Raw genomic sequence first — 25,404 nt, 5'->3', positions numbered from 1 at the left:
GCGGAGACATGTGCAAGGCCGTCGACGACCTGCGGGCGTCGATCACCGCACTCGGGGACGTCCAGGTCGTCCAACAGGGCACGGACGCGGTGCAGCAGGCCTTCACGTCGGTGGAGAGCGCGCTGGCGCAGCTGCGGACCGAGGCCGGGGCGGAGTACGCCGACGACGTCGACCGCGTGCAGGGCGACGCCGACCAGGTGCGCACCGCCCTCGGCTCGGCGCAGCAGGACGCCTCGGCCCAGACGCTGGGCGCGGTCGCCTCCGCCGTCGGCGTCCTGCTCACCGACGCCCGGGCCCTGGCCGACCAGGTGGGCTCGACGTGCTGACGACGGCCCCGGCGTCCCGCGACGAGCGCTCCGCGCGGGACGCCGCACCGGCCACCCGGCCCACCCCGAAGGAGCGGCGCGCCGCCGGCAAGGCACTGCGCACCGGCGTTCCGCTCGCCGCGCAGGCGGAGTTCGCCCGGACGGCGTCCTCGCCCGACCCGCTGACCCTGCTCGTGGAGCAGGGGGCGACCCGGGTGCCCGACCTGCTGCCGATCCGCTACGGCCGCATGCTGCAGTCCCCGTTCGCCTTCTACCGCGGCGCCGCCCGCGTCATGGCCGCCGACCTCGCCGGGACCCCGCGCTCGGGTCTGACCGTGCAGATGTGCGGGGACGCGCACGTCTCGAACTTCGGGATGTTCGGCTCGCCGGAACGGCGGCTGGTGTTCGACGCCAACGACTTCGACGAGACGCTGCCCGGCCCGTTCGAGTTCGACGTCAAGCGGCTGGTCGCCAGCCTGGAGGTCGCCGGCCGGCAGAACGGGGTGTCGCGCAAGCGGCGGCGGGCGATCACCCTCGCGGCCGGTGCCCGCTACCGGACGGCGATGACCGAGTTCGCCGCCGCCCGCGACATCGAGGTCTGGTACTCGCACATCGACGCCGACCAGCTGACCGTGCAGCTCGCCTCCCGGCTGGACCGCGCGCGGCGCGACCGCCTCGCGCAGGCCCTCGAGCGGGCGCGGACGCGGGACACGCTGCAGGCGTTCGGGAAGCTCACCGAGGTGGTCGACGGGGCGCCGCGGATCAAGGCCGACCCCCCGCTGCTCGTGCCGCTGCGCGACCTCGCCCCCGGAGAGGAGGGCGACGACCCGGCCGAGGCGTTCCCCTCGCTCATCCGGCAGTACCGCGGCACGCTGCAGTCCGACCGGCGCACCCTGCTGGAGCGCTACGGCTACGTCGACATGGCGCGCAAGGTCGTCGGCGTGGGCAGCGTCGGCACTCGCTGCTGGGTCCTCCTGCTGATCGGGCGCGACGAGGACGACCCGCTGCTGCTGCAGGTCAAGGAGGCCGAGCCCTCGGTGCACGCGGAGTTCGTGGGCCGGAGCCGGTACACCAACCAGGGCCAGCGGGTGGTGGCCGGCCAGCGCCTCATGCAGCAGGCCAGCGACATCTTCCTCGGCTGGCAGCGGACCGCCGGCATCGACGGGGTCGAGCGCGACTTCTACCTGCGGCAGCTGCGGGACTGGAAGGGGTCGATCGAGGTCGACGACCTGCGTCCGCAGGGCCTCGAGATCTACGGGGAGCAGTGCGCCTGGTGCCTGGCCCGCGCCCACGCGCGCTCCGGCGACCGCATCGCGATCTCCGGGTACCTCGGATCCTCGGCCGCGTTCGAGACCGCGATCGCCGACTTCGCCGAGGCCTACGCCGACGTGAACGAGGACGACCACCGCCGGCTGGCCGAGGCCGTGGCCCGCGGCCGGATCCCGGCTCGCACCGACCTCTGACCGCGAGCTGCCCGTGGGACGGCGTGCGCTCCCCCGCCGCCGGTCCCGGCCGATCGGGATCCGGCGGTCGGACACGCCGCTGGCAGGGCCGCTCACCCGGGGCGGGTGATCCTCGGCGGTCGCCGCCGGGCCAGCATCGACCGGGTGGACGGCCCCGCCCGCGCCCAGCGGTCCCCCGGACGAGGCGCCGCGGCTGCGCTGCCCACGGAGCGCACGGCGCCCGGCGACCCCGGACGACGACCCCTGCTCGTGGCCGTGGCGCGGACGACGCTCACCAGCGTGGGCCTGCTGCTCGTCTACTTCGCCCTCCCCCTCGACCGCGCGTTCACCGCCGGGACGGTCGCCGCGCTGGGCGCCGGCGTGATGGTCGTGGCACTACTGGTCACCTGGCAGGTGCGGTCCATCCTGCGGGCGCCGCACCCTGCGCTGCGGGCGGTCGAGGGCATCGCGCTGTCGCTCCCGCTGTTCCTGCTGCTGTTCGCCACCGCCTTCGTCCAGCTGTCCGGCAGCGACCCGGGCGCCTTCACCGAGCCGCTCAGCCGCATCGACGGCCTGTACTTCGTCGTCACCGTCTTCGCCACCGTGGGCTTCGGTGACATCGCCCCGGTCAGCGACGTGGCACGGGTCCTCACCACGGCGCAGATGGTGGGCGACCTGGTGCTCATCGGGCTGGTGCTGAAGCTCTTCCTCGCCGCCGTCGACCGCCGTCGACGGGCACGGGCGGCCACCGATCCCGGCACGCCGCCGCACGCCGGCTGACCCACGGGTCACACACCCAGCAGCCGGCCCTTCTCGCGGCGGAACTCCTCCTCGGTGAGGACGCCGGCGTCGCGGGCGGTACCCAGCCGGACGAGCAGGTCGAGGCGGTCGTTGAGCGTCGTGATCGTCTCGGGGGTGAGCGCCGCCGGCACGAACCGCTCCGGCTCCGGCGGAGCCGGCGCGGGCGGCGCGGCCGACGCCGGCGCGGACGGAGCCGGCTCGACCGCCGTCGCGACCAGCGTGCCGCCGGGCGCGCGGTCCGCCGCGCCGTCGGTCGGCGCGGGTCCCGGCCGCGGGGCCGGGACGACAGCCGGAGCCCCCGCGAGCGGAACGCCGTCGGGCCCGGCGGACCGCGCCACCGCGGTGACGGTCTCCTCCCCGGCCCCGGGGGCCGGCGCCGGGGCCCGGTCGGCCAGCCAGGCCAGGGCCCCGAGGTAGAGCGCGACCAGGGCGGCGATCCAGATCAGCACCGACAGGGTGGGCGCGGGCCAGAACAGCAGCAACAGCGCCCCGAGAGCGATGCCGGTCCACCGCGCGGGGACCAGGTGGGTGCGGACGAACCCGCCGAGGCGGGCGGTCCGCTGCGGGAGGTCCAGCCCCTCGGCGAAGGCACGCGTCCCGGCGGCCACCCGCCGCGTCCAGGGCTCGGCGGGGACGCCGTCCGCCGCCGGCTCGGCCCCCTCGGCGGCGAGCGCCGCGGCCGCGCGGGACTCCTCCCGCCGCCGGCGCAGGGTCGCGCGGGCCGAGGCCACGCCGCGCCGCACCCCGGCCACGAGGCCGAGCCGGCCCCAGACGAGGGTCAGCACGAGCACGAGCAGGGCGGCCGCCAGCAGCCAGAGCGTCCACGACCGCAGGCCGGCGGCGAGCACGTCATAGATGGCGCCGACGGCGTCCCGGTTGTCCTCCCGGACCTGTGTCACGAGCACCCCGCGGCCGACCCGCAGCGCGAGCAGTACCAGGAGGGTGAGCACCGTGGTGGTCACGGCCCAGGCCCGGAGGGTGCCGCGGCGGCGACGGGACACGCCGAGCGCGCCGGCGAGCGTGCCCAGCGCGAGCAGCCCCAGCCACCACCAGACCGACTTCAGCAGGTCGATCGCGGTGTAGAGCTGCGGGGCGTCGGCGGGGGTCACGATCGTCACCCCCACGTCGTCCGGCAGCAGGGCGAGGACCTGGCCGGCGAGGCCGTCCTGCAGCGAGGCGGGCACCCGTGCCTTGGCCTGGCCGAGGGTGAACCGCACCGGCTCCCCCGCGATCAGCTGGTCGTGCGCGGAGGTGAGCGCGGCCCGCGTCAGCGGGCGGAACGGGTCGTCGGTGAGCAACCGGCGCACGCCGGCCGACACGAGGGAGCTGATGCCCTCCTCCACGGTCGACTGGAACGTCTGCAGGCGGGGCGGCAGGACGGCGACCGCGTCGGCGACGGCCTGCTTCACCGTCGGGTTGTCCATCACGGTGGAGGTGACCCGCTCGGTGATGCGTGCCTCCACCGCGGGCAGGTCGACCATGGTCTCGACGTTGGTCACGAAGACGTGCGTGTTCACCACGTTGCGGCGGGTCCACAGCGAGGTGCTGGCCAGGACCAGGGAGACGGCGCTGACGACCACCAGCAGGCCGACGGCGAAGCGGCGCATGGCTCCTCCCCTCCGCGGGCACGGAGCCCGGCGGTCAGCGGCCCAGCCTGGTTCCGGTGCCGCTCCGGCTCATCACCCCCGAGGGATGAGGCGTCGGCCGATCTCCGGCGGCCACGGTCGTCGGCATGACCGAGACCCCCAGGATCGAGACCGCCATCGCCGAGCACGGGCTCATCGGCGACCTGCAGACCGCCGCGCTCGTCACGACCGACGGGTCGATCGACTGGTTCTGCGCCCCCCGGTTCGACTCCCCCAGCGTCTTCGGCGCGCTGCTGGACGACGAGCGCGGCGGCCACTTCCGCATCCGCCCGGCCGACGTGGCCTACACGTCCAAGCAGATGTACCTGCCCGACGCCGCCGTCCTGGTGACCCGGTTCTTCACCGAGTCCGGCATGGGGCAGGTCGTCGACTTCATGCCGCCCGCCGGCGCCGCCGCCACCGACAGCCACCGGATCGTGCGGCTTCTCGACTGCGTCCGCGGCCGGATGACCTTCGAGATCGACCTCGCCGCCCGCTTCGACTACGGCCGTCAGTCGCACCAGGTCGACGTGACGGCGAACGGTGCCGTCCTCACCTCGAACGGGCAGCGGCTGACCCTGCACGTCGTCCGGGAGCCGGAGGACGAGCGGCTGGCCGAGGTCCGCCTCGGCGACGGCGACCTGCACGCGACCGTCTCCCTGGAGGCGGGCCAGACCCGCGGGGTGGTGCTCGAGTGGGGCGGGACCGACCGGCCGCGCGAGGTCCGGCCGGCGGAGGTGCGGGCCCTGTTCCAGGAGACGGTGGCCTTCTGGCGCTCGTGGGTGGCCCGCTCGACCTACACGGGCCGCTGGCGGGAGGACGTCCAGCGGTCGGCGATCACGCTCAAGCTGATGACCTACGCGCCCAGCGGCGGCCTCGTGGCCGCACCCACCGCGGGGCTGCCCGAGCAGGTCGGCGGGGAGCGCAACTGGGACTACCGCTTCACCTGGGTGCGCGACGCGTCCTTCTCGGTGCACGCGCTGCTCAAGCTGGGCATGACCGAGGAGGCCGCGCAGTTCGGCCGGTGGCTGGGCGACCGCATCCGCGAGCGGGTCGGCTCCGGCAGCGGACCGCTGAACATCATGTACCGCATCGACGGCTCCTCCGACCTCAAGGAGGACGTGCTCGACCACTGGCGCGGCTACCGGGGCTCGGCGCCCGTGCGCATCGGCAACGGCGCCGCCGAGCAGCTGCAGCTCGACATCTACGGCGAGGCGCTGGACAGCGTGTACAGCGGCGTGCGCGCCGGGTTGCCCCTGGCCCACCAGGGCTGGACGGCGATCGGCGGCGTGCTGGACTGGCTGGTCGACAACTGGGACCAGCCCGAGGAGGGGATCTGGGAGACCCGCGGCGGCCGGCAGCCGTTCACCTACGGGCGGGTGATGTCCTGGGTGGCCTTCGACCGCGGCGTCCGGCTGGCCACCGAGCACGGCCGGCCCGCCGAGCTGCAGCGCTGGATCACCGAGCGGGACCGGGTCTACCGGCAGGTCATGGAGCGCGGTTTCCACTTCCAGCGGCAGGCCTTCGTCCAGCACTACGACACCGAGGTCCTGGACGCCGCGCTGCTGCGGATGCCCACGGTCGGCTTCGTCGACGGCCGTGACCCGATGTGGACCACCACGCTGGCGGCCATGGACCGCGAGCTGGTCACCGACAGCCTGGTCTACCGCTACGACCCCGAGGCCTCGCCGGACGGCCTGCGCGGGTCGGAGGGCACGTTCTCGCTGTGCACGTTCGCCTACGTCGACGCACTCACCCGCGCCGGGCGGCTGGACGACGCCCGCACCGCCTTCGAGAAGATGCTGACCTACGGCAACCACGTGGGCCTGTACTCCGAGGAGATCGCCCTCACCGGCGAGCAGATCGGCAACTTCCCGCAGGCCTTCACCCACCTGGCGCTCATCGACGCCGCGACGACGCTCGACGCGGCCCTCGACGGGCGCCCACCCCGGTGACCGGGCCTCGTCCGGAACGGGTGAGGACGGGCGACCGCCGGCGCACCGACGCTGGACGTCCGTTCCCACCCGTTCAGGAGGAGCCATGACGCAGACCACCCCCGACAACGCGCTCGAGAGCATCGCCCAGGGCGACGCGCCGGTCCTCGAGACGCTCCTCGCGATGAACCTCGACGCGGCCGAGCGGTCGGGGCTGGACACCGAGACCTACCTGCTGGTGCGGCTCGCGGCACTGGTCGCCATGGATGCCGCGCCGATGTCCTACGCGATCACCCTCGGCGCGGGGGCCGAGGCCGGCCTGACGGCCGAGAAGGCGCAGGCCGTCCTGGTCGCCATCGCCCCCGTCGTCGGCAGCGCGCGGGTGACCGCGGCCGCCGGCGCGATCCTGCGCGGGGTCCTCGGCGCGGCCGCCCTGGCCGACCAGGTCCCGGAGCAGCGCTCCTCGTAACCACCCGCAGACCCCCGCCGCCCGGCGCCGATCCCGGAGGACCCCACCATGACCAGGACCGGCGCCGGGACGACGGCGACGGCGACGGCAGGCGCCGTCGTCCTCCCCCTCGCCCTCGCCCAGTTCATCGCCAGCTACGCCGCGTCGAACATGAACGTCGCGATCAGCACGATCGCCGACGACCTGGACACCGACGTCGCGGGGATCCAGACCACCATCACGCTGTTCACGCTGACGATGGCGGCGCTGATGATCCCGGGGAGCAAGCTCACCGACATCTGGGGCCGGAAGTACTGCTTCATCCTCGGCCTGGTCGTGTACGGGGCCGGCGCTCTGCTGGCCGCCTTCGCGCAGGGGCTGGGCATGCTCACCGTCGGCTACTCCCTGCTGGAGGGCGTCGGCTCGGCGTTGCTGATCCCGCCGATCTACATCCTCATCACCGTGGTCTTCGACGACCTCAAGACCCGCGCCAAGTGGTTCGGCGTCGTCAGCGGCGCCGCGGGCCTGGGGGCCGCGGCCGGTCCGTTGATCGGCGGGCTCATCACCAGCTACGTCAGCTGGCGGGCCTCCTTCCTGCTCCAGGTGGTCGTCGTGGCGGCCATCGCGCTGTTGGCACGGCGGATCGAGGATCCCCCGCTGCCGGCGCAGCGGCCGCGCTTCGACGTCGTCGGGGCGGTCCTGTCGGCGGCCGGCCTGTTCCTCGTGGTCTTCGGGGTCCTGCAGACCAACACGGTCGGCTGGGGTTCCCCGCGGGTGTGGCTGCTCGTCGGCCTGGGGGTCGTGGTCCTGGCCGGGTTCCTGCTCTACGCCCACGCCCGGGAGCGCGGCGGCCGGTCGCCCCTGGTCTCGGTCCGGCTGTTCCGGAACCGGACGTCGAACCTCGGGCTCGTCACGCAGACCGTGCAGTGGCTGGTCATGCAGGGCGCGTTCTTCGTGATCTCGGTCTTCCTGCAGCAGGAGCGCGGCTACTCGGCGATCCAGACCGGGCTCATGCTGGTGCCGGCCACGGTCGGCGTGCTCCTGGCCTCCGGGCTGGCCCAGCGGATGGCCAGCCGGCACCCGCAGCGGCTGCTGATCCGGTCCGGGTTCACGCTGACCGTCGGCGGCCTGGCCCTCCTGCTCGCCCTGGCCCGCGTGGACTCCGCGGTCTGGACCTTCTGGCCCGGCCTGTTCCTCATGGGGTTCGGTGTCGGCGCGATGCTCACCGCGTCGGTCAACGTCGTGCAGTCGGCGTGGCCGGAGGAGGTCCAGGGCGACATCTCCGGCGTCTCCCGCAGCGTGTCGAACCTCGGCTCGTCGCTGGGCGTCGCGATCGCCGGCTCGGTCCTGGTCGCCGCGACGACGGTCGGGAACCCGCCGTTCCTCACCGCGATCGTGGTGATCGGGTGCTTCGCGATCGTCGGCTGGGTGGCCGCGTTCCTGCTCCCCCACGCACCCCGGCGGGTCCCGACGGCCTGACCTCGGCACAGCGGCACCCCGGCCGTTCCCGGCCGGGGTGCCGCTGTTCGGAGGGCACAGTGGTCAGCTGGGGACCTTGGGCACCATGCGGTCGTACTCGTCACGGGTGACCGCGCCGCTGTCCAACAGTTCGCGGGCCCGCGCCGACCGGACCGAGTCGGCGTCGGCGGCCACCGACCGGATGTAGGCGTCCGTGGCGGCACGCTGCCGCTCGACCGCGCGCTCGGTGCGCTCGGCCATCGACCGGCCCTGGGAGATCAGGTACACGAACACCCCGAGGAAGGGCAGCAGGATCGTGAACACCACCCAGCCGGTCTTGGCCCAGCCCCCGATGTCGCGGCGCGAGAAGAGGTCCGCGTAGACGCGGAACAGCAACCAGAACCACAGGACCCAGCAGAAGAAGAGGAACATCGTCCAGAACAGGTCGAGCAGCGGCATGGGGTCCTCCCTCGCGGTCCGGGTGAGCGCGCGAAGCCTCGTGGAGGCCGGCCTGTGCGCTCATCACCCCGGTCGGATGACCGCCGCAGGTCGAGCGCGCCGGCTCGCGGGTCGGGTCAGGCGCCCCGCTCGCGGGGGGCCTCGGGGAGCCCGGACAGGGCCGCGGTGAGGAAGGGCCCGACCAGCCGGCCGGCGTCCTCGTGCGCCGCGGCCACCTCCACCTCACAGCCGTCGTGCATGGTCAGCCGCAGCACGACCGGGCGCCGCCCCAGGCCGCGCACCTCCCCCGGCTCCAGCGCCTGCACCGTCACCTCCCGGGCGACCCCGACCTCGAGCGGTGTGAGCCACAGCCGCAGCAGGCCGGACCGGAGCAGGAGGACGTCGTCGACCCACGCCGCGCGCGTGCGCCGACGACACCATCGCGCGTCGTACCGACGCGACGACGGGGGCGGTCCGACCTTGACGAGGAAGGAGGACAGCTCGCGGGCGTAGTGGACCCGGCCCCACACCGCCAGGACGACGACCGTCGTCCCCACCAGGACGACGGCGCCCAGCACCACCAGGACGGCAGACATCGGGCATCACGCTCCCTCGCGCACGAGCCGGTCGGGGACGAGTCGGGGCACGCGGCCGGGAGTGCTCACGTCGAGTCGTCGACGTACTGCTCCGGTCCGGTCGTGCGGACCTCCATGAGGTCCAGGCCCAGACTGCGCAGGCGCTGCAGCATGCCGTGCAGACCGGGCTGGTCCGTGGGTCCGGTCCGCAGGATGGTCAGCGGCGGCTCTTCGCCGAGGTCCTCCGCGCCGATCTCCTCGAGGAGGTCGGCGGGGATCGGTCCGCGCACACGGAGCTCGTACACCTGACGTCCCATCTGCGCTGCTCCTTCGCTCGAGGCGGGTGCCGGGGCGGCGGGACGCCGCTGCCGGAGCCGCTCGACGAGCCGGACGACCGCCGCCGCCGGGGACCCGGGACGCGTGAGATCCGATCCGATCCCCGGAGCCTCGCCGGTCGCCCAGCCGATGGCCTCCCCCTCCGTGGATGAGGCGGCCCCCGGTGGCCGGATCGAGTCCGGAGCGAGCTCCACCGGGTGTCGCTGTCCCGGATGACGGCCGCGGGGAGTCATCCGCGCGGGGCGATGGGACCCCACTCCCCCGATCCCCATCCTGGGCGGGACACCCGCTCCCGGAGGTGCACCATGACCGCGGCCGCAGACGGCTACCCGCTCGCCGACCTGTTGTGGACGTTCGTCCTGTTCTTCGCCCTGATGGCCTTCTTCTGGCTGCTCATCACCGTCTTCGGCGACCTGTTCCGGCGCCGGGACGTCTCCGGTTGGGGCAAGGCCGGCTGGACGGTCTTCGTCCTCGTCCTCCCCCTCATCGGCTCGCTGGCGTACCTGATCAGCCAGGGGCGCGCGATGGCCGACCGCGACGTGCAGCAGGCGGCCGCGCTCAAGCAGCGGACCGACGAGCACATCCGCTCCGTGGCCGCCCCGGGCTACCGCGGGGTCGACGAGATCGCCCGCGGCAAGGAACTGCTCGACCGCGGCGCGATCAGCCAGGAGGAGTTCGAGCAGCTCAAGCGGCGCGTGCTGGTCTGAGCACGCTCCCCCAAGCGGACGGCAGGAACGGAGGGCCGTGGCATGAGCACTCCGACGGACGGCGCGCTCCGCCGCTCGCTGCGGTGGTTCACCCTGGGGTCCGGGCCGCTCAAGCGCGGCTCCGACCGTGTGCAGGTGGCCGGCCGGCTCGTCGTCGTCCTCTCCCTGCTGGTCGCTCCTCCGCTGGCCGTGGCGGCCACGGCAGCCACCACGCGCCAGCTCGAGGCGCTGGCCGCGGAGGAGGCGGCCGAGCGGAGCCACGTGGACGCCGTCCTGCTCGAGGACGCGCCGGCGGAGGCCGGCGCCGGCCACGGCGACGAGGAGCGGGTGACCGTGCCGGCCCGTGCCGTCTGGCCGGTCCCGGGCGGGGCGGAGCGCCAGGGGATCGTGCTGGTCCACCCCGGCACGGCCGCCGGGACGACCGTCCCCGTGTGGGTCCACCGCGACGGGCACATCACGCGCGCCCCCCTCGACCGCAACCGCATCGACGGCTCGGCCCTGACGACCGGGGTGGGCCTGTTCCTCGGGATCCCGCTCGTGACGTGGGTCCTCTACGCACTCCTCTGCGCCGCCCTCGACGCCCAGCGGGACCGCCGGTGGGCGCGGGGCTGGGCGGCGGTGGAACCGGAGTGGGTGACCCGGCTGCTCTGAGGCCGCCGGGTCACCCGCCGTCCGGACGGTCAGTCCACCGGCCGGGCCGGCTCCGGCGCCGCGGTGGTGTCCTGCTCCTCGGCCTCGATCTCGTCGAGCGTCGCCGCCAGCTCCTGCAGCGGGATGTGGCCGGACGCCACCAGCTGTCCACCGGACCGGCGCAGCGCGGCGGCGAACGGAGCCGCCCAGACGTTCTCGTACACCAGCACACCCGCGGCGGTGCCGGGGTCCAGTGCGGCCGCGGCCTCGGCGAGGTCGTCCGGGCGGAGGAGACCGGAGTCCGCGCCGTCGAACAGCGCCGCCTCCAGGACCTGCATGCGCTCCAGGTCGACCTGGCTGAGCGTCGTGACGGTGCCGTCCTCGTCCTTGCGGATGAACTCCAGGTCGAGGATGCGGATGACGCCGCGCTCCACGAGGTCGATCAGCAGCGGGAACGCCTCCCCCGTCATGCGTTCGACCGGGAAGGCCACGACCAGGTAGTCGACCGGTCCCATCTGGTCGAGGTCGGAGCCCTGCGCGAGATCAGCGGTCATGTCTCCCCCACGGAACGAGGAACGGTGGTCGGTGCACCCACGGTGCCCGGGGCCGCCGGTCCCCTGCGTCACCCGGCGCGGACGATCTGCTCCGCCGGTGAGAGGGGTCGGGACCGGCGTCGCCACCCGGCCCGGCGGGAACGCAGCGCGGGTGCCCGTCCCCCCGGGGGACGGGCACCCGCACCTCCAGTGGCTCAGCGGTAGTCGCTCTTGAGCTCGCGCCCGTGGACGATGATCGCGTAGATCACGATGACGTCGAGCGCGATCAGGATGACCGACCACACGGGGTAGGCCGAGATGAACGCCAGGTTCACCAGGGCGCTCAGGAACGCGATCCCGACACCGACGACCCGGGCCGCCATGTTGCCGGCCAGCAGTCCGACCCCGGCCAGGACGCCCACGATGCCGATGATGAGGTGGGCCCATCCCCACGCGCTGTAGTCGACGTTGACCACGAGGCCGCTCTCGCGGACCAGGTAGAAGCCGTCGTCGAACAAGGCGATGAGCCCCTCGATCGCCTGGAACGTCCCCAGCATGATCAGCATGACGCCGCCGAAGACCACCCAGCCTGCCCAGGCGGTGGGTCCGCGTTCGTAGCCCTCGTCGGTCACCGGCGAGCGGCGGTTCGAGGTGTCCGTCATGTGCCTGTCCTCCTTGGTCCGGCCTCGGTTCCGGGCCGCCCCGAGCAGGGGGAACGGGCGGGCGAGGTCCTCGGGTGGTGGTGCCTCAGAAGCGTGCGACCGCTGCGGGCGGCCCGGCATCGTCCGCACCGCATGAACGGCGTCCCGCTGCCGGCGCTGCGGTGGCCGCGACGGCGGGACCGCTCACCCCGCTGGGTCGTGCGGAGTCCGGTCGGACAGGGCGCGAGCGTCCTGGCCGGGCGCCGAGGGCCGGGGGCGGCGGGCCGGCCGCAGAGGGACGACGACGTCGGCTCCGGTGTCGGCAGGACCGGTCAGGTCGCACTCGTCGTCGGCCGGCCGGCGGCGGCCGCGCGGCGGCTCCGGGCCCCGGCGGATCTCCAGCAGTTCCACGTGCCGCTCGATCAGCCGGTGCACGACGTCGGCGAGGTCGCGGTCGGCCGGGATGCGCAGCCGGTGGACGGTGTTCCGCGGCACGCGGGACGGTCTGACGGGCACCCGGAACGTCGCCAGCGCCGCCGGGCTCAGGAGTGTCCCGATGCGCAGCTCGAACCGGTTGCGCGCCGTCGCCATGGCCATCGCTCCCTCCCGGCCGGCACCGCCGGCCACCTGCCGCGTCCTTGAGGATGGCGTGGCTGCCACTCGCCCGCCTCGTCCCGCCGGCGTGAGCTCAGAGGAGGCCGCGCTCCCGGGCCCGGCGGACGGCCTGGTTGCGCCTGCTGACGGCGAGCTTGCGCAGGATGCTCCGGATGTGCGTGCGGACGGTGTTCACGGAGATGAACATGGTCGCCGCGATCTCCGCCGTGGACAGCATCTGGGCCAGGTGCTGGAGGACCTCCATCTCCCGGTCGCTGAGGTCCTGGATCACCTGCGACGCCTCGGGACCCGCCGGGCTGCGGTGCCCGTCCGGGCGCGGCTGGGCGGTCGACGACGGGCTCAGCCACGCGGCGGGCTCCTGCAGCCGGGGGTGGGTGCGGAGCAGCCGGCGTGCCTGGGGCGGGGTGTCGATGAAGGGCCAGCGCAGCAGCTCGGGTCGAGCGAGCTCCAGCGCCTCGCCGAGCTGCTCGGCCGCGGCGGGCAGGTTGCCGGCCTCCAGGAGCTGGCATGCCCGGATCACGGCGGCCTCCACGGCCGCTGCCGGGACCGCGGGCGGACCGGCCTCGGCCGGCGGCGTCGCGGCCGGGTCGCCGGAGAGCAGCCCGACCGTCGCGCGCAGCCGCCGGCTCCACGGCTCGTCGCCGCTGGTGTCCTGGAGGATCGCCAGACCCTCCTCGACGTGCCCTCGCGCCACCGCGAGCCGGACCACCTCGGTCACCACCTGCTCGGCCACCCACCGGGGCAGGCGCGGCCCCCGCAGGTGCGGGTTCAGGGCCTGTTCGGCCGAGTCGTACTCGTGCCGCAGCCGGGACAACTGGCTCTGCAGAACCGCCAGCAGCGCCGGGATCGTCGAGGCCGCGGGCGTCCCACAGCCCCGGTCCCGCGTGCGGGCCCGTGCCCGGGCCAGCCACTCGCGCGCCTCGCTGAGGGCGTAGCGGCGCAGGTGGACCCACGCGAGGGCGACCGCCGCAGCCGGCTCCCGATCGGCCTCGTCCCTGCCCGCCTCGGCCGCGAGCCCCTCGCCCTCCTCGGCCAGGTGGGCGGCTCGGGTCAGGTGACCCTCCAGTGCCTCCAGGACCGCGAGGTGGGCGACGGCGCGGCTGCGCAGACGGCGGGAGGCCGCCGTCTGGGCGGCAGCCGCCGCAGCGCGCATCCCGGCGAGCAACCGCCCGGTCGGTGCATCGGTGCCCAGGCAGGCGAGCGCGCGCAGGGTGGTCAGCACCGCCACGCACTCCCGGTGCTCGCGCCGGCCCTCGTCGGGGAGCGCGGCCACCAGGGCGGCGGCGTCGTCGGCCTGGGCCAGCAGGGCGGCGGGATCGGTGGCCGCTTCGGCGTCGGCCACGAGACAGGTCAGCGCCGCCGAGACGCGCAGAGTCGTCCGATGCCCCTCGCCCCGAGCGGTCGCCGCGACGGCGCGGTCGGCCGGGGTGGGCGCGGAGCCGCCGGCCAGGGCGGCGGCGCAGCGGATGACAGCGGCCTCGGGGCCGGGGAACGTCGCCGGGAGGGCCTGGATCCCCCGGAGCGCGGGGTCGGACCCGTGCGCCAGCAGCCGCATCACCAGCAGGTCGTCGATGAGCAACCGGCTGACGAACCCCCAGTCCTCCGCGGCGACGGCGTGGCCCACCGCCTCTGGCGACCGGCCCGCCTCGGCGTACCAGGCCGCGCAGGTGCGGTGCAGGCCGGCGACCTCGCCCGGGTGGTCGTAGGCCAGCTGGGCCTGCAGCATCTCGCGGAACAGCGGGTGGATCCGGAACCCGCCGGGTGCCCCGGGTGACTCCTCGACGAAGGCGTTGGCCCGCGCGAGTCCGGCGAGGACCCGCCGGCCGATCGGCCGACCGCAGAGCCGGTCCACCAGGTCCGGCCAGCACTCCGCGGTGACGCTGACCCGCAGGAGGAACCGGCGGACGCTGGCCGGCTGCCGCTGCAGGACCTCCGCGAATAGGTACTGGGCCACGCTCCCGTCGTCGCGGGACAGCCAGGTCACCAGGTGCTCCGGTGACGCCCCCTGCTTGAGCGGGGCGGCGGCCAGCCGCAGGCCGACCGCCCAGCCCTGCGCCTCGGCGCACAGCGCCCCGGCGACCTCCGGCGACACCGGGACGCCCATGGCGCTGAGCAGGTCGCGGGTCTCGTCCGGCGTGAACGCCAGCTCGTCGCCGCGGATCTCGGACACGGTCCCCGCCAACCGGTACTGGTGGAGGGGCAGCAGCGGGTCGGCGCGAGCGCACAGCACCAGCCGCAGCCGGCTCCCCCCGTGGCGGACGAGCAGGTCGAGACCGGTGGTGATGGTCCGGTCGGTCACGTGGTCGGCGTCATCCACCACGAGCACCACCGGACGGGGCAACGCGGCCACGTGCGCGGCCAGTTGCGGGACGAACGAGGTCGGCGGCGACTCCCCGGGAACGAGCGCCGGGAGGCCGGGGCACGGGACCCCGGCGGCGGTCATCGCTCCCACGACGTAGTTCCAGAAGGTGGCGGGATCGTCGTCGTAGTCGTCCAGGGTGAGCCAGGCCACGGGCCTGCCGTCGTCCTGGGTCTGCCGCCAGGTGGACGCGAGCACGGTCTTGCCGGAGCCCGCCGGCCCGCTGAGCAGGGTCAGCGGCGACCGCTGGACGGCCCGGGAGAGCTGGCTGACCAGGCGCCGCCGCAGCACGGTCGCGTGCGCGGGCTGGGGTGGGGCGAGCTTGGACGCGAGCAGCGGGACGCTGTGCTGCGTGGCAGCCGACGCCGCAGTGTGCAGAGCATCTGCGGAAGCCGACGACAGCCTCACCATGGCACGTCCCCTCTAGAAGTCATCCGGACCGTCCCCCGAGCTCGCGCCCCTTCCCCGGCGACCCAGCCGGACGTGCGACCGATCCGCGACCCAGCGTCGTCCGGTCGCGCGCAACCAATCAGAGCCGAAGGTCCCAGTGAAACGCCCCGTCTCGCAACGCGGCGCAGACGACCCGCAGCATGCCGCGCCGCACGCGGAGCGGGCTCACCCGTTCGGGATGAGGAGGGACCCGCCGTCCTGGACAGATGCTGGGCGTTCCGACGGCCGGGGAGGCCTCATGATCCCGACAGTGGACGACGGCCTCCGGTGGCCGTGAACCCGGTGGACCCGCCGGTCCGGAACCTCCGGCCGGTGCAGCCGCCCGACCTGCCCGTTGCGCCGTCGCCCTTCCCCGAGCCGACGCCGGATGCGGCTCCGGGCGGTGACGCGGTACGGGACGCGGTCGACGGTGCCATCGCCGTCCTCGCGGTCGCCGCGGCGCTGCGCCGCCACGTCCTGGACGCGACCGCCTCCGCCGGGCACGTCCTCGTCTCCCGCCTGCCGATGGCCCGCCACCTGCCCGCCCTCGCGCACCCGGCGTCGGCGGCCGGGCGTGCGCTGGCGGGGCTGGCCGACCGCCTCGTCCCCGGTGTGACCCGTGCCGTGCTCGCCCGCCTCGACGTCCCGGCGCTCGTCCGTGAGTACGTGGACCTCGACCGACTGGCGGCGCTGCTGGACGTGGACGCGGTCGTGGCGCGGGCAGACCTGGACGGCGCGGTCGACCGGGTGGACATCGCCCGCGTCCTCGACCGGGTCGACCTCGACGCCGTCGTGGCGCGGGTGGACCTCGACGCCGTCATCGACCGGGTCGACATCGACCGCGTCCTCGACCGCGTCGACCTCGACGCCGTCGTGGCGCGGGTGGACCTCGACGCCGTCATCGACCGGGTCGACATCGACCGCGTCCTCGACCGCGTCGACCTCGACGCCGTCGTGGCCCGGGTGGACCTCGACGCGATCATCGACCGCGTGGACGTCGACGCCGTCGTGGCCCGGGTGGACCTCGACGCGATCGTCGACCGCGTGGACGTCGACGCCGTCGTCGACCGCGCCGACATCGGCCGGGTGCTCGACCGGGTGGACCTCGACGCCGTCGTCGCCCGGGTGGACCTGGACGCCGCGGTGGACCGGGTCGACATCGCCCGCGTCCTCGACCGCGTGGACGTGGACGCCGTCGTCGACCGCGCCGACGTCGACCGGGTCATCGCCCGCACGGACATCGCCGGCCTGGCCCGCTACGTCGTCGCGGTGATCGACCTGCCCGGGCTGCTGCGCGCCTCGAGCGACTCGCTCACGTCCGACATGGTGCGCACCGTGCGCGTCCAGGGCGCGGACGCCGACCGGGCGGTGGAACGGGTCGTCGACCGGCTGCTGCACCGGCACGGCCGCCGCGCGGGCACGGCGGACCGGACGACCGATCCCGACGGGCCGGGGGCGGAGCGGTGACCACGGCCGAGGAGCGGTCCGCTCCCGGCTCCGGCCGTCCCTGGCACGACGCCTCTCCGCCGGTCGCCGTCCCAGCGGCCCGCGCCGGCATCCGCGGGGCCCGCGCCGGCCTGGTCACGCGGTCACTGGCCAACGTCGTCGACCTGGTCGTCGTGGCGCTGCTGGTGGCCGGCGGGTACGCGGGCGTCGCGGTGGGGCGCTTTCTGCTGAGCCCGACCACCTTCGCGTTCCCGGTGCTGCCGGCGACCACGCTGCTCCTGCTCGGCCTGTGCGTGCAGGCGGCCTACTTCGCCGTCACCTGGGCCGAGGTCGGGCGCACGTACGGCGACCGGCTCCTGGGCCTGCGGGTGACCGGCGGCCGGGGCGCCCGGCTGGGCTGGGGCCGCTCCGCGGTGCGGGCGGTGCTCTGCACGCTCTTCCCGGTCGGCCTGCTCTGGGTGCTGGTGAGCCGGGAGAACCGCTCGGTGCAGGACCTGCTGCTGCGCACCTCGGTCCGCTACGACTGACCGGCCGGATCACCCTCCCGAGGGGACGCCGGGGCCGGCGACCGCGGCCACGGTGGGCGGCATGCCGGAGACCGAGGTCCGACGGGCCCTGCCGTTGTGGCTCACCGTCGTCCTGGGGATCGGCGGCGCGGCCGCCGCGCTCTGGGGCATCTCCACCTACTCGGGGCTGCTCGCCCCCGTCCTCCTGGCGTTGGTGCTGACCCTCACCGTCCACCCGATGGTGGGCGCGCTGGTCCGGCGGGGCGTGCGGCGGGGGTTCGCGGTCGCGGCAGCCGTGGTGCTCGTGGACGGCGGGCTGATCGCGTTCGCCGTCGCCCTGGTCGTCTCGGTGGGCCAGCTCGCGACCGTCCTGCCGCAGTACTCCGACCAGTGGCAGCAGATGGTGGACGACGTCCGCGGCGCGCTGACCGCAGCCGGCATCGGCCGGGACCAGGTGGAACAGATCGTGGGCTCACTGGACCTGTCCGGGATCGTCTCCGCTATCGGTGGGCTGCTGGCCGGTGTGGCGGGCGCGGTCGGCGCGCTGGTGCTCGTGCTCGCGACGGTGCTGTTCATGACGGCCGACGCCAACGGGATGCCTGAGCGGCTGGCCGCGGTGCCCGGCACCTGGCGGATGCGCGCCGCCCTCGGCGACTTCGCCCGCAACACCCGGCGCTACCTGGTGGTGACCACCGTCTTCGGCTTCGCCGTCGCCGTCGTGGACACGATCGCGCTGGTCCTGCTCGGGGTCCCGCTGGCCATGCTGTGGGGCCTGCTGTCGTTCCTGACCAACTACGTCCCCAACATCGGGTTCTTCCTGGGCCTGGCGCCGCCCACCCTGCTGGCCCTCCTCGACGGCGGCCCGCGGACGGCGCTGCTCGTCGTGGTCGTCTACTGCGCGGCGAACTTCGTGCTGCAGTCGGTGATCCAGCCGGTCGTCGTGGGCGACACCGTCGGCCTGTCGGTGACGCTGACCTTCGTGTCCGTCCTCGTCTGGACGGTGGTGCTCGGGCCCACCGGCGCCGTCCTGGCGATCCCCCTGACCCTCCTCCTGGTCGCCGTGCTGGTGGGTCAGGACCCCGACCGGCGCTGGGCGCAGATCCTGCTCGCGGGGGCGTCGGGCGCCGGCTCCCCCGAGAGGCCGGCGGGGTCCGGCCGGGGCCGCCGGCGGTCCGCCGCCCGCGCGCCGGCCCCCGAGCCGCGGTCACCCGCGGCGGACGACGACGGGGCCCTCGTCGACGGGCCAGTCTCGGGCGGGGCAGGGACGCAGGCCGACGTCCCGCCCGCACCCGGTGCACGCCAGCCGTGACCAGCGGTGGGAGGCCCGCCATGACGACCCTTGCTCCCCCATCGGACCGCTTCGCCGTCCTGGACGGGCTCATCGTCCGCGCCCTCGCCGACCTGCGGCTGGCGCGGCGGGCCTGCGCGAGGTCGAACAGCCGGGAGGACCTCGCGCGCCGGGAACGCGCCGAGGCCGACCTCAACGCACTGCTCGAGTACCGCTCGGCCGCGCTGCACCGGTGACGCCGCGGCGCGGGCCCGACCGCCGGGACCGGACCGGTGCCAGGGTCCGGGCATGACCACCCTCGACGACGTCTCCGCCCTCGCCGCGCAGGAGTCCCACCTCGCGGTCGTGTCCACCGTGCGCGCCGACTCCACCGTGCAGGCCTCGGTGGTGAACGCCGGGGTGCTCCCCCATCCGGCGACCGGCGCGCCGGTCCTGGGCTTCGTCACCTACGGGCCGGTGAAGCTGGCCAACCTGCGCGCCCGGCCCCAGGTCACCCTCACCGTCCGGCACGGCTGGCAGTGGGCGACGGTCGAGGGCCGCGCGCAGCTGGCCGGGCCCGACGACCTCCAGCCGTGGCTGACCGACCCCGACCGGCTGCGCCTGCTGCTGCGCGAGGTCTTCACCGCCGCCGGGGGCCGGCACGACGACTGGGCCGGGTACGACCGCGTCATGGTCGAGCAGCGGCGCACCGCCGTCCTCGTCGAGCCGGTGCGGGTCTACAGCAACCGCGAGGGCTGAACCGGGCTACGACGCCGTGCGCGACGTCAGGCTTGTGAGCGAGACGACGTAGTCGTCGGTCTCCTCGTCCACGGAGATGCTGTAGCTGGTCGGGTAGTAGGCGGTCTCCTGGTAGGCCTCGGGCAGCTTGAGCGGCGCCTCGAGGTCGGGCCCGGTCAACAGCCAGTCGCGGGTGATCATCGGCTCCACGAACGTGTACCGGCCGTCCCAGACCCCGTTGATGATGATCTGGGTGAAGTCGTACTGGCCGGGGACGAGGCTGGTGTCGGTGGAATCGACCAGGTGCACGCCCATGCCCGGGACGGCCTGCAGGGCGGCGGGCCCGGCCGGCGGGAGGACGTAGTCCTGCGGCACGTACTGCGGCTCGGGGAAGTGCTCGGCCTTGGCCGCGTACTGCGGGTCGGTCGGGGTGATGGCCTCGATCGTCGCCATGTCGACCATGTTGAAGTGGTAGTCGAAGTGCGGCCGGCCGAACAGCACGAACGGCTCGTGTCCCTGCGGGTTCCAGTTGAGCATCACGTGGTCGAACGCGGTGTCCGCCGCCTCGTCGGGGAAGTCGACCATCAGCGTGACGCCCTGTTCGGGGAGCCCCTCCAGCGCAGTGGGCGTCATGCGGACACCCACCTCGGTCGGTGCGCCGTCATCCAGCACGACGTAGGTCGCGACGCTGCCGTCCCCCAGCTCCTGGGAGGGGCTGGAGAAGGTGCCGTCGTCGGACAGCGTGCTGGACTGCGCGGGCTGGACAGCGCAGCTGGTGAGCGAGGTCAGACCGACACAGGCGGCCGCGGTGAGCGCGGTCCCGTGGAGGGCGCGGTGAGCAGCCATGGCCCTCACCTTCCTGGGAGTGTCTCGGACGGGTGGACCGCCGCACCTGGTCGCCCGACCAGGCGGGCGGGGCGTCACCCCGACCGCGCGGGTGGTCCTCCTCCCCCGGCGGAGAGCCGGGCACGGTCGGCCGCGGCAGGGCAGGCAGGTGGCCGAGGGATCGGTCATCGCCGCCCCGTCCCGGAACGGCTCGGTCCACCGGTCCGGTGGAGGGACTGGCGGCTTCTGCGCCACAGCTGCACGGGGGTGGGGTGTCGGCTCGACCGGAGCCGTCCGCGACGAACGCTGGACGCCTGTCCGCCCCGGGTCAACACGCCCGTGCACGGCCGGGCCGCAACGGGACGACACGCTGTTCGCCGTCCGTCTCCGCGCACCGCCGATGACCCCGGGTGCACGGCCGGCCGCGGGGTCCCGGGGCCACCGGCGGACCGCCCGCCCCCGACCCTCACTCGTCGAACACGAGCGCCGGGGTGTCGTGGCGCAGGGTCTGCCCCCGGAAGAACTCCGGGTGCCGGGCGCGCCACAGCAGCATGAGCACCGCCCCGGCGAGCAGCAGGCCCACCCCGATGACGAACACGCTGCCCAGCCCGAACACCGACGAGCCGCTGCCGTAGGCCGGGTCGAGGGTGTCGACGGCGGTCTGCACGAACACCGCCGCCAGCGCCAGCCCGCCCAGCAGCGGGAGGACCCCCTTGAACACCAGGTCGCGGCCGCTGCGGAGCAGGTCCCGGCGGAAGTACCAGACGCAGGCGAAGGCGGTGAGCCCGTAGTAGAAGCAGATCATCAGGCCGAGTGCGTAGATCGTGTCGATGAGGACGTTCTCGCTGATCAGCGTCATCCCCACGTAGAAGACCGCCGTCCCGGCGCCGGCGACCAGCGTGGCGGCCGACGGGGTGAGGAACCGGGGGTGCACCTCGGCCAGCCGCCGGGGCAGCGCGCCGTAGGTGGCCATGGCCAGCATGGTGCGGGTCGGCGGCAGGAACGTCGTCTGGAGCGAGGACGCCGAGCTCGCGACGACGGCGAGGAACAGCAGGAAGGCCAGCCCCGGGCCCATGACCGGCCCGGCCAGCGCGGCGAAGACGTTGTCGCTGGTGTCCGGGTTGCCCAGACCCGTGCCCTCGGTCCCGACGCCGGCGTACACCTGCACCACGATCGCCACGCCGAGGTAGGTGACGATGATGACCAGCATCGTCAGCAGCGCCGCGCGACCCGGCGTCCGGGCGCTGCCGGCGGTCTCCTCGTTGACCGTCAGGCAGGTGTCCCAGCCCCAGTAGATGAACAGCGACAGCGACAGGCCGGCGGTGAAGGCGCTGAACGAGGTGATCGCCGTGGGGTCCAGCCAGGAGAGCTCGAAGGGCGTGTGGCCGGGCGCGTCGCCGGCCTTGACCACGGCGAGGACGGCGAACAGCGCCAGGACGGCCATCTGGAAGCCGACCAGCACGTACTGCAGCCGCTTGGTGACCTCGACGCCGCGGTAGGTGATCCAGGTGGCCAGCGCAACGAAGGCCACGCAGGTGACCACGTTGACCAGCTTGTCGTCGCCCAGCGACGCGACGGACTCCGAGCCGGTGATCTCGCCGAGCAGCAGGTAGAAGAACGAGACCGCGACGCCGGCGAGGTTGGACAGCACGATGATCGTGGCCAGCAGGGCACCCCAGCCGCACAGCCAGCCGACGTAGGGGTTGAACGCCTTGGTCGTCCAGGTGAAGGACGTGCCGCAGTCCGGCGCCTCCCGGTTGAGCTCCCGGTAGGCGTAGGCCACCAGCAGCATCGGCAGGAAGCCGGCGAGGAACACCGCCGGCATCTGCAGCCCGACCTCGGCCACCGTCGGCCCCAGCGTCGCGGTGAGCGCGTAGACCGGCGCGATGCTGGACACGCCCAGGACGACGCTGGCCAGCAGGCCCACCGAGTTCTTGGACAGGCCCTTGGCCCGGAGGTCGGCGTGGCCGGTCGCCGGCCGCTGGTCCACCGTCATGCGGTCCTCCTCGTCGGCGCCGCCCGCGCGGCGCGCCCAGCCCCGGCCGTGTGCCCGGGCTCACACCGGGAGCCAGCCACGTGGCGGGCCGGTCCGGTAGAGGCCGTCGTGTACACCCGACGACGAGGGGCACGACAGACCGGCACGATATCGCGAACGGATCCCGGTGTGCAGACTGTGCCCGACGACTGTTTCAGGTGTGTTCCGGCGACACGGCTTCTGTTTCCGTTGACCGTCCACGCCCCCGGTGATGAGCTTCCGGGGGGACGGCGCGCCGTCCCCGCACCACCCCCGACCCCTCAGGACGACGCACATGCCCCGCTACGGCGCCCAGTACGGGCCGGACATCACCTTCCTCGGCATCGACCGGTGCGACCTCGACGACCCGGCGTCCCTCGCCGGCGCCGACGTGGTCGTCCTCGGCGCGCCCTTCGACGGCGGGACCTCGCACCGCCCGGGCACCCGGTTCGGCCCGCAGGCCATCCGGATGACCGACTACCTCGCCCACGACGGCTCGCGACCCAGCCTGGCGCTGCGCACCGACGGGCTGCGCGACCTGCGGGTGCTCGACGCCGGCGACGTCGAGATGTACTCCGGCGACATCGAGACGGCGCTGCCCGCGCTCGAGGCCGCCGTCGAGACGGTGGCCCGCGCCGGCGCCATCCCGGTCGTGCTCGGCGGGGACCACTCGATCGCCTTCGCCGACGCCAAGGGCGTGGCCAACGTCCTCGGCCACGGGCGGGTGTCGATGATCCACTTCGACGCGCACGCCGACACCGGCGACATCGAGTTCGGCTCGCTGTGGGGGCACGGGCAGCCGATGCGGCGGCTGATCGAGTCCGGCGCGCTGCGCGGCGACCGCTTCCTCCAGATCGGGCTGCGCGGCTACTGGCCGCCGCCGGAGACGCTGGACTGGATGGCCGCGCAGCGGATGCGGTCCTACGAGATGACCGAGATCGGGCACCGCGGCCTCGACGAGTGCCTCACCGAGGCCTTCGGCATCGCCACCGACGAGTGCGAGGGCGTGTTCCTCTCCGTCGACATCGACGTCTGCGACCCCGGGCACGCGCCGGGCACCGGCACTCCCGAGCCCGGCGGCCTCACCGCCCGTCAGTTGCTGGACTCGGTGCGCCGGATCTGCCTGGAGCTGCCGGTCGTCGGCGTCGACGTCGTCGAGGTCAGCCCGCCGTACGACCACGCCGACATCACCGCCGCCCTGGCCAACCGGGTCGTCCTGGAGGCGCTCTCGGCGATCGCCCGCCGCCGCACCGGCACCCCCTGGGACCCGTCCCTGCCCCTGCTCGCCGACCGCCCGACCCCGGAGGACCCCCGATGACCGCGCACCCGCTCGACCCGCTGACCGCCGACGAGTTCCGCGCCGCGGCAGGGATCCTGCGCCGCGACCGCGGCGTCGACGAGCGCTGGCGGTTCGCGTCGATCGAGCTGCGCGAGCCGGCCAAGGACGTCGTCCGCGCCTTCCGCCCCGGCGACCCGATCCGCCGCGAGGCCCGGGTCACCTGCTGGAGCCGCGACGAGGGGACGCCGCACAAGGCGGTGGTCTCGCTGACCGACGACGCCGTCCTCTCGTGGGAGGCGGTGCCCGGCCAGCAGGCCAACATGACCCTCGACGAGTGGCACGAGGCCCACGAGGTGCTGATCGAGCACCCCGACGTCGTCGCGGCGCTGGCCAAGCGGGGCATCACCGACCTCGACCTGGTGCTCATCGACACCTGGGCCTACGGGCACTCGCTGATCCCGCAGGGCCTGCAGGACCGCCGGGTCGGCTGGACCGACGTCTGGCTGCGCAGGGCCCCCGGCGCCAACCCCTACGCCAACCCCGTGATGGGCCTGCACTTCGTCGTCGACCTCAACACCATGGAGCTGCTCCAGGTCGAGGACACCCCGCCGCCGGCCCGGCCCGACGTCATGGGCGAGTACGTCCCGTCCCTGGTGCCCGGGCTGCAGCAGCGCACCGACGTCAAGGCACTGGAGATCACCCAGCCCGAGGGTGTCTCGTTCACCCTCGACGGCAACGAGCTGCGCTGGCAGAACTGGACGATGCGGCTGGGCTTCAACCACCGCGAGGGCCTGGTGATCCACCGGGTGGCCTACGACGGCCGGCCCGTCGCGCACCGGATGTCCTTCGCCGAGATGGTCGTCCCCTACCGCGACCCGAGCCCCGACCACCACCGGCGGACCGCCTTCGACATCGGCGAGTGGGGCCTGGGCTTCATGACCACCTCGCTGGAGCTCGGCTGCGACTGCCTCGGCGAGATCACCTACGTCGACGCCGTCCTGCACGACAGCCGCGGCGAGCCGTACACGATCACGAACGCCATCTGCCTGCACGAGGAGGACGACGGCGTGCTGTGGAAGCACGTCGACGAGCAGTCCGGGGCCGAGGTGCGCCGGTCGCGGCGGATGGTCGTCTCCTTCCACGCCACCGTGGCCAACTACGAGTACCTGACCTACTGGCGCTTCTACCAGGACGGCACGGTCGAGTGCGAGGTCCGCGCCACCGGGATCATGGTCACCAGCGCGTTCGACGGCGCTCCCCCGCCCTACGGCACGGTCGTCGACGAGCGCACCTACGCGCCGTTCCACCAGCACTTCATCGTGGCGCGGCTGGACATGGAGGTCGACGGGCCCGAGAACACCGTCGTCGTCTCCGAGAGCGAGGCGCTGCCCGTCTCGGAGGGCAACCCGCACGGGCTGGCCCTGGTCCAGCGCACCCGGCCGCTGCTCACCGAGGCCGAGGGCCGGCAGGACGTCGACTTCGCCAGCCAGCGCAGCTGGAAGGTGGTCAACCGCAACCGGGTCAACCGGCTGGGCACGCCGACCGGCTACAAGCTCGTCCCCTCGGGCGCGCTCCCGGCGCTGGCCGACCCGAACGCGCCGTTCCGCCAGCGGGCGCAGGCCATCGACCACACGCTGTGGGTCACCCGGTACGCCGAGGACGAGCGCTGGCCCTCGGGCGAGTTCTGCAACCAGAGCCGCCAGGACGCCGGGCTGCCGGAGTGGACCAAGGCCGACCGGCCGATCGCCGACACCGACATCGTGCTGTGGCACGTGTTCGGCATCCACCACATCACCCGGCCCGAGGACTGGCCGGTCATGCCGGTGGACGTCGTGTCGTTCTCGCTCAAGCCGGTCGGCTTCTTCGACCGCAACCCGGCCCTCGACGTCCCGCCCGCCGCCTCGCGCTGCCACTGAGAGAGGACCCCGTCCTCACGCCTCGGCGTTGATCATGGGGTTGTTGCTCGGCCGGCCGGCGTGTCCGACCGTGTCGCCGGCAGCAACCCCATGATCAAGTCGAAGGGAGGGGTGGGGGCGACGCGGGGGTGGGGGCA

At 74.2% G+C, this 25,404-nt stretch carries 25 protein-coding genes; 15 read left to right on the top strand and 10 right to left on the bottom strand.

Going from position 1 to position 25,404, the window contains the following annotated elements; translation table 11 throughout:
* The first annotated feature begins 8 nt into the window (after positions 1-8).
* The 3 genes from ACI789_RS12205 to ACI789_RS12195 all read left to right on the top strand — a co-directional run bounded on the left by ACI789_RS12205 (position 9) and on the right by ACI789_RS12195 (position 2,527).
* Positions 9-326, top strand: a complete 318-nt coding sequence (locus ACI789_RS12205; RefSeq protein ID WP_457009315.1) for a hypothetical protein — start codon at positions 9-11, stop codon at positions 324-326.
* A complete protein-coding gene (locus ACI789_RS12200) occupies positions 320-1,768 on the top strand; it encodes a DUF2252 domain-containing protein (protein WP_457009313.1) in 1,449 nt (482 codons plus the stop codon). The genes ACI789_RS12205 and ACI789_RS12200 overlap by 7 nt, the downstream gene beginning before the upstream one ends.
* A gap of 144 nt (positions 1,769-1,912) precedes the next feature.
* Entirely contained in the window at positions 1,913-2,527 is a 615-nt protein-coding gene (locus ACI789_RS12195; RefSeq protein ID WP_457009311.1) for a potassium channel family protein, read from the top strand.
* A gap of 8 nt (positions 2,528-2,535) precedes the next feature.
* Here the strand turns inward: ACI789_RS12195 and ACI789_RS12190 are convergent, their stop codons facing one another.
* Positions 2,536-4,155 carry an SHOCT domain-containing protein gene (locus tag ACI789_RS12190; protein ID WP_457009309.1) on the bottom strand — a complete coding sequence of 540 codons (1,620 nt, stop codon included), beginning with the start codon at positions 4,153-4,155 and terminating at the stop codon, positions 2,536-2,538.
* 125 nt (positions 4,156-4,280) lie between these two features.
* Here ACI789_RS12190 and ACI789_RS12185 point away from each other — a divergent pair, with 125 nt between their 5' ends.
* From ACI789_RS12185 to ACI789_RS12175, 3 genes are all read left to right on the top strand, one after another.
* The gene (locus tag ACI789_RS12185; RefSeq protein WP_457009307.1) at positions 4,281-6,128 is read left to right on the top strand and encodes a glycoside hydrolase family 15 protein; all 1,848 of its coding nucleotides are present in this window, start codon (positions 4,281-4,283) and stop codon (positions 6,126-6,128) included.
* 85 nt (positions 6,129-6,213) lie between these two features.
* Positions 6,214-6,576, top strand: coding sequence for a carboxymuconolactone decarboxylase family protein (locus tag ACI789_RS12180; RefSeq protein ID WP_457009305.1), 363 nt, complete (start codon positions 6,214-6,216; stop codon positions 6,574-6,576).
* Positions 6,577-6,624: 48 nt separating this feature from the next.
* A complete protein-coding gene (locus ACI789_RS12175; protein ID WP_457009303.1) occupies positions 6,625-8,034 on the top strand; it encodes an MFS transporter in 1,410 nt (469 codons plus the stop codon).
* A gap of 63 nt (positions 8,035-8,097) precedes the next feature.
* Here ACI789_RS12175 and ACI789_RS12170 read toward each other — a convergent pair whose 3' ends face one another.
* The 3 genes from ACI789_RS12170 to ACI789_RS12160 all read right to left on the bottom strand — a co-directional run bounded on the left by ACI789_RS12170 (position 8,098) and on the right by ACI789_RS12160 (position 9,343).
* Positions 8,098-8,472, bottom strand: coding sequence for a PLD nuclease N-terminal domain-containing protein (locus ACI789_RS12170; protein ID WP_457009301.1), 375 nt, complete (start codon positions 8,470-8,472; stop codon positions 8,098-8,100).
* Positions 8,473-8,588: 116 nt separating this feature from the next.
* Positions 8,589-9,047, bottom strand: coding sequence for a hypothetical protein (locus ACI789_RS12165; RefSeq protein ID WP_457009299.1), 459 nt, complete (start codon positions 9,045-9,047; stop codon positions 8,589-8,591).
* Positions 9,048-9,112: 65 nt separating this feature from the next.
* Positions 9,113-9,343: a hypothetical protein gene (locus ACI789_RS12160; protein WP_457009297.1), complete on the bottom strand. Its 231-nt coding sequence runs from the start codon at positions 9,341-9,343 to the stop codon at positions 9,113-9,115.
* A 324-nt stretch (positions 9,344-9,667) separates the two neighbouring features.
* Between ACI789_RS12160 and ACI789_RS12155 the strand changes: the two genes are divergently transcribed.
* Positions 9,668-10,069, top strand: coding sequence for an SHOCT domain-containing protein (locus ACI789_RS12155; protein WP_457009295.1), 402 nt, complete (start codon positions 9,668-9,670; stop codon positions 10,067-10,069).
* Positions 10,070-10,111: 42 nt separating this feature from the next.
* The gene (locus tag ACI789_RS12150) at positions 10,112-10,720 is read left to right on the top strand and encodes an Rv1733c family protein (RefSeq protein ID WP_456918432.1); all 609 of its coding nucleotides are present in this window, start codon (positions 10,112-10,114) and stop codon (positions 10,718-10,720) included.
* 29 nt (positions 10,721-10,749) lie between these two features.
* Here the strand turns inward: ACI789_RS12150 and ACI789_RS12145 are convergent, their stop codons facing one another.
* The 4 genes from ACI789_RS12145 to ACI789_RS12130 form a co-directional block, all read right to left on the bottom strand.
* On the bottom strand, positions 10,750-11,253 hold the full coding sequence (locus tag ACI789_RS12145; RefSeq protein ID WP_457009291.1) for a DUF6325 family protein: 504 nt from the start codon (positions 11,251-11,253) through the stop codon (positions 10,750-10,752).
* Positions 11,254-11,447: 194 nt separating this feature from the next.
* Positions 11,448-11,894 (bottom strand): DUF7144 family membrane protein, encoded by a 447-nt coding sequence (locus ACI789_RS12140; RefSeq protein WP_456918435.1) that lies wholly within the window; start codon positions 11,892-11,894, stop codon positions 11,448-11,450.
* A gap of 183 nt (positions 11,895-12,077) precedes the next feature.
* Positions 12,078-12,470 carry a hypothetical protein gene (locus ACI789_RS12135; protein ID WP_457009289.1) on the bottom strand — a complete coding sequence of 131 codons (393 nt, stop codon included), beginning with the start codon at positions 12,468-12,470 and terminating at the stop codon, positions 12,078-12,080.
* Between the two features lie 91 nt (positions 12,471-12,561).
* A complete protein-coding gene (locus ACI789_RS12130) occupies positions 12,562-15,138 on the bottom strand; it encodes a LuxR C-terminal-related transcriptional regulator (RefSeq protein ID WP_457009287.1) in 2,577 nt (858 codons plus the stop codon).
* A gap of 471 nt (positions 15,139-15,609) precedes the next feature.
* Between ACI789_RS12130 and ACI789_RS12125 the strand changes: the two genes are divergently transcribed.
* The 5 genes from ACI789_RS12125 to ACI789_RS12105 all read left to right on the top strand — a co-directional run bounded on the left by ACI789_RS12125 (position 15,610) and on the right by ACI789_RS12105 (position 19,254).
* Complete coding sequence (locus tag ACI789_RS12125; protein WP_457009285.1) at positions 15,610-16,743, top strand: hypothetical protein; 1,134 nt, start codon at positions 15,610-15,612, stop codon at positions 16,741-16,743.
* Positions 16,740-17,249 (top strand): RDD family protein, encoded by a 510-nt coding sequence (locus ACI789_RS12120; protein ID WP_457009283.1) that lies wholly within the window; start codon positions 16,740-16,742, stop codon positions 17,247-17,249. The genes ACI789_RS12125 and ACI789_RS12120 overlap by 4 nt, the downstream gene beginning before the upstream one ends.
* 61 nt (positions 17,250-17,310) lie before the next feature.
* Positions 17,311-18,537, top strand: coding sequence for an AI-2E family transporter (locus ACI789_RS12115; RefSeq protein ID WP_457009281.1), 1,227 nt, complete (start codon positions 17,311-17,313; stop codon positions 18,535-18,537).
* 20 nt (positions 18,538-18,557) lie between these two features.
* Positions 18,558-18,752: a hypothetical protein gene (locus tag ACI789_RS12110; protein ID WP_456918441.1), complete on the top strand. Its 195-nt coding sequence runs from the start codon at positions 18,558-18,560 to the stop codon at positions 18,750-18,752.
* A 52-nt stretch (positions 18,753-18,804) separates the two neighbouring features.
* The gene (locus ACI789_RS12105; protein WP_456918442.1) at positions 18,805-19,254 is read left to right on the top strand and encodes a TIGR03618 family F420-dependent PPOX class oxidoreductase; all 450 of its coding nucleotides are present in this window, start codon (positions 18,805-18,807) and stop codon (positions 19,252-19,254) included.
* Positions 19,255-19,260: 6 nt separating this feature from the next.
* Here the strand turns inward: ACI789_RS12105 and ACI789_RS12100 are convergent, their stop codons facing one another.
* Both ACI789_RS12100 and ACI789_RS12095 read right to left on the bottom strand, forming a co-directional pair.
* A complete protein-coding gene (locus ACI789_RS12100; protein WP_456918443.1) occupies positions 19,261-20,079 on the bottom strand; it encodes a DUF5602 domain-containing protein in 819 nt (272 codons plus the stop codon).
* Between the two features lie 445 nt (positions 20,080-20,524).
* On the bottom strand, positions 20,525-22,054 hold the full coding sequence (locus ACI789_RS12095) for an APC family permease (RefSeq protein WP_456918444.1): 1,530 nt from the start codon (positions 22,052-22,054) through the stop codon (positions 20,525-20,527).
* A 313-nt stretch (positions 22,055-22,367) separates the two neighbouring features.
* On the opposite strand from ACI789_RS12095, the gene speB reads away from it, so the two are divergent.
* Together speB and ACI789_RS12085 are read left to right on the top strand one after the other, a co-directional pair.
* Positions 22,368-23,390 (top strand): agmatinase, encoded by a 1,023-nt coding sequence (gene speB, locus ACI789_RS12090; protein WP_456918445.1) that lies wholly within the window; start codon positions 22,368-22,370, stop codon positions 23,388-23,390.
* A complete protein-coding gene (locus ACI789_RS12085; RefSeq protein WP_456918446.1) occupies positions 23,387-25,267 on the top strand; it encodes a primary-amine oxidase in 1,881 nt (626 codons plus the stop codon). The genes speB and ACI789_RS12085 overlap by 4 nt, the downstream gene beginning before the upstream one ends.
* Positions 25,268-25,404: the final 137 nt, after the last annotated feature.

Source organism: Geodermatophilus sp. SYSU D00965, from assembly GCF_054050075.1.
Note: the sequence above shows the minus strand (reverse complement) of the source record. Positions and strands in the feature narration are given on the sequence as shown.

Coding starts and splice junctions, on each gene's coding strand:
- ACI789_RS12115 (WP_457009281.1), top strand. CDS start 17,311: ATGCCGGAGACCGAGGTCCGACGGGCCCTGCCGTTGTGGCTCACCGTC.
- ACI789_RS12100 (WP_456918443.1), bottom strand. CDS start 20,079: ATGGCTGCTCACCGCGCCCTCCACGGGACCGCGCTCACCGCGGCCGCC.
- ACI789_RS12095 (WP_456918444.1), bottom strand. CDS start 22,054: ATGACGGTGGACCAGCGGCCGGCGACCGGCCACGCCGACCTCCGGGCC.
- ACI789_RS12185 (WP_457009307.1), top strand. CDS start 4,281: ATGACCGAGACCCCCAGGATCGAGACCGCCATCGCCGAGCACGGGCTC.
- ACI789_RS12165 (WP_457009299.1), bottom strand. CDS start 9,047: ATGTCTGCCGTCCTGGTGGTGCTGGGCGCCGTCGTCCTGGTGGGGACG.
- ACI789_RS12105 (WP_456918442.1), top strand. CDS start 18,805: ATGACCACCCTCGACGACGTCTCCGCCCTCGCCGCGCAGGAGTCCCAC.
- speB (WP_456918445.1), top strand. CDS start 22,368: ATGCCCCGCTACGGCGCCCAGTACGGGCCGGACATCACCTTCCTCGGC.
- ACI789_RS12205 (WP_457009315.1), top strand. CDS start 9: ATGTGCAAGGCCGTCGACGACCTGCGGGCGTCGATCACCGCACTCGGG.
- ACI789_RS12170 (WP_457009301.1), bottom strand. CDS start 8,472: ATGCCGCTGCTCGACCTGTTCTGGACGATGTTCCTCTTCTTCTGCTGG.
- ACI789_RS12175 (WP_457009303.1), top strand. CDS start 6,625: ATGACCAGGACCGGCGCCGGGACGACGGCGACGGCGACGGCAGGCGCC.
- ACI789_RS12145 (WP_457009291.1), bottom strand. CDS start 11,253: ATGACCGCTGATCTCGCGCAGGGCTCCGACCTCGACCAGATGGGACCG.
- ACI789_RS12190 (WP_457009309.1), bottom strand. CDS start 4,155: ATGCGCCGCTTCGCCGTCGGCCTGCTGGTGGTCGTCAGCGCCGTCTCC.
- ACI789_RS12155 (WP_457009295.1), top strand. CDS start 9,668: ATGACCGCGGCCGCAGACGGCTACCCGCTCGCCGACCTGTTGTGGACG.
- ACI789_RS12085 (WP_456918446.1), top strand. CDS start 23,387: ATGACCGCGCACCCGCTCGACCCGCTGACCGCCGACGAGTTCCGCGCC.
- ACI789_RS12135 (WP_457009289.1), bottom strand. CDS start 12,470: ATGGCCATGGCGACGGCGCGCAACCGGTTCGAGCTGCGCATCGGGACA.
- ACI789_RS12150 (WP_456918432.1), top strand. CDS start 10,112: ATGAGCACTCCGACGGACGGCGCGCTCCGCCGCTCGCTGCGGTGGTTC.
- ACI789_RS12180 (WP_457009305.1), top strand. CDS start 6,214: ATGACGCAGACCACCCCCGACAACGCGCTCGAGAGCATCGCCCAGGGC.
- ACI789_RS12140 (WP_456918435.1), bottom strand. CDS start 11,894: ATGACGGACACCTCGAACCGCCGCTCGCCGGTGACCGACGAGGGCTAC.
- ACI789_RS12160 (WP_457009297.1), bottom strand. CDS start 9,343: ATGGGACGTCAGGTGTACGAGCTCCGTGTGCGCGGACCGATCCCCGCC.
- ACI789_RS12110 (WP_456918441.1), top strand. CDS start 18,558: ATGACGACCCTTGCTCCCCCATCGGACCGCTTCGCCGTCCTGGACGGG.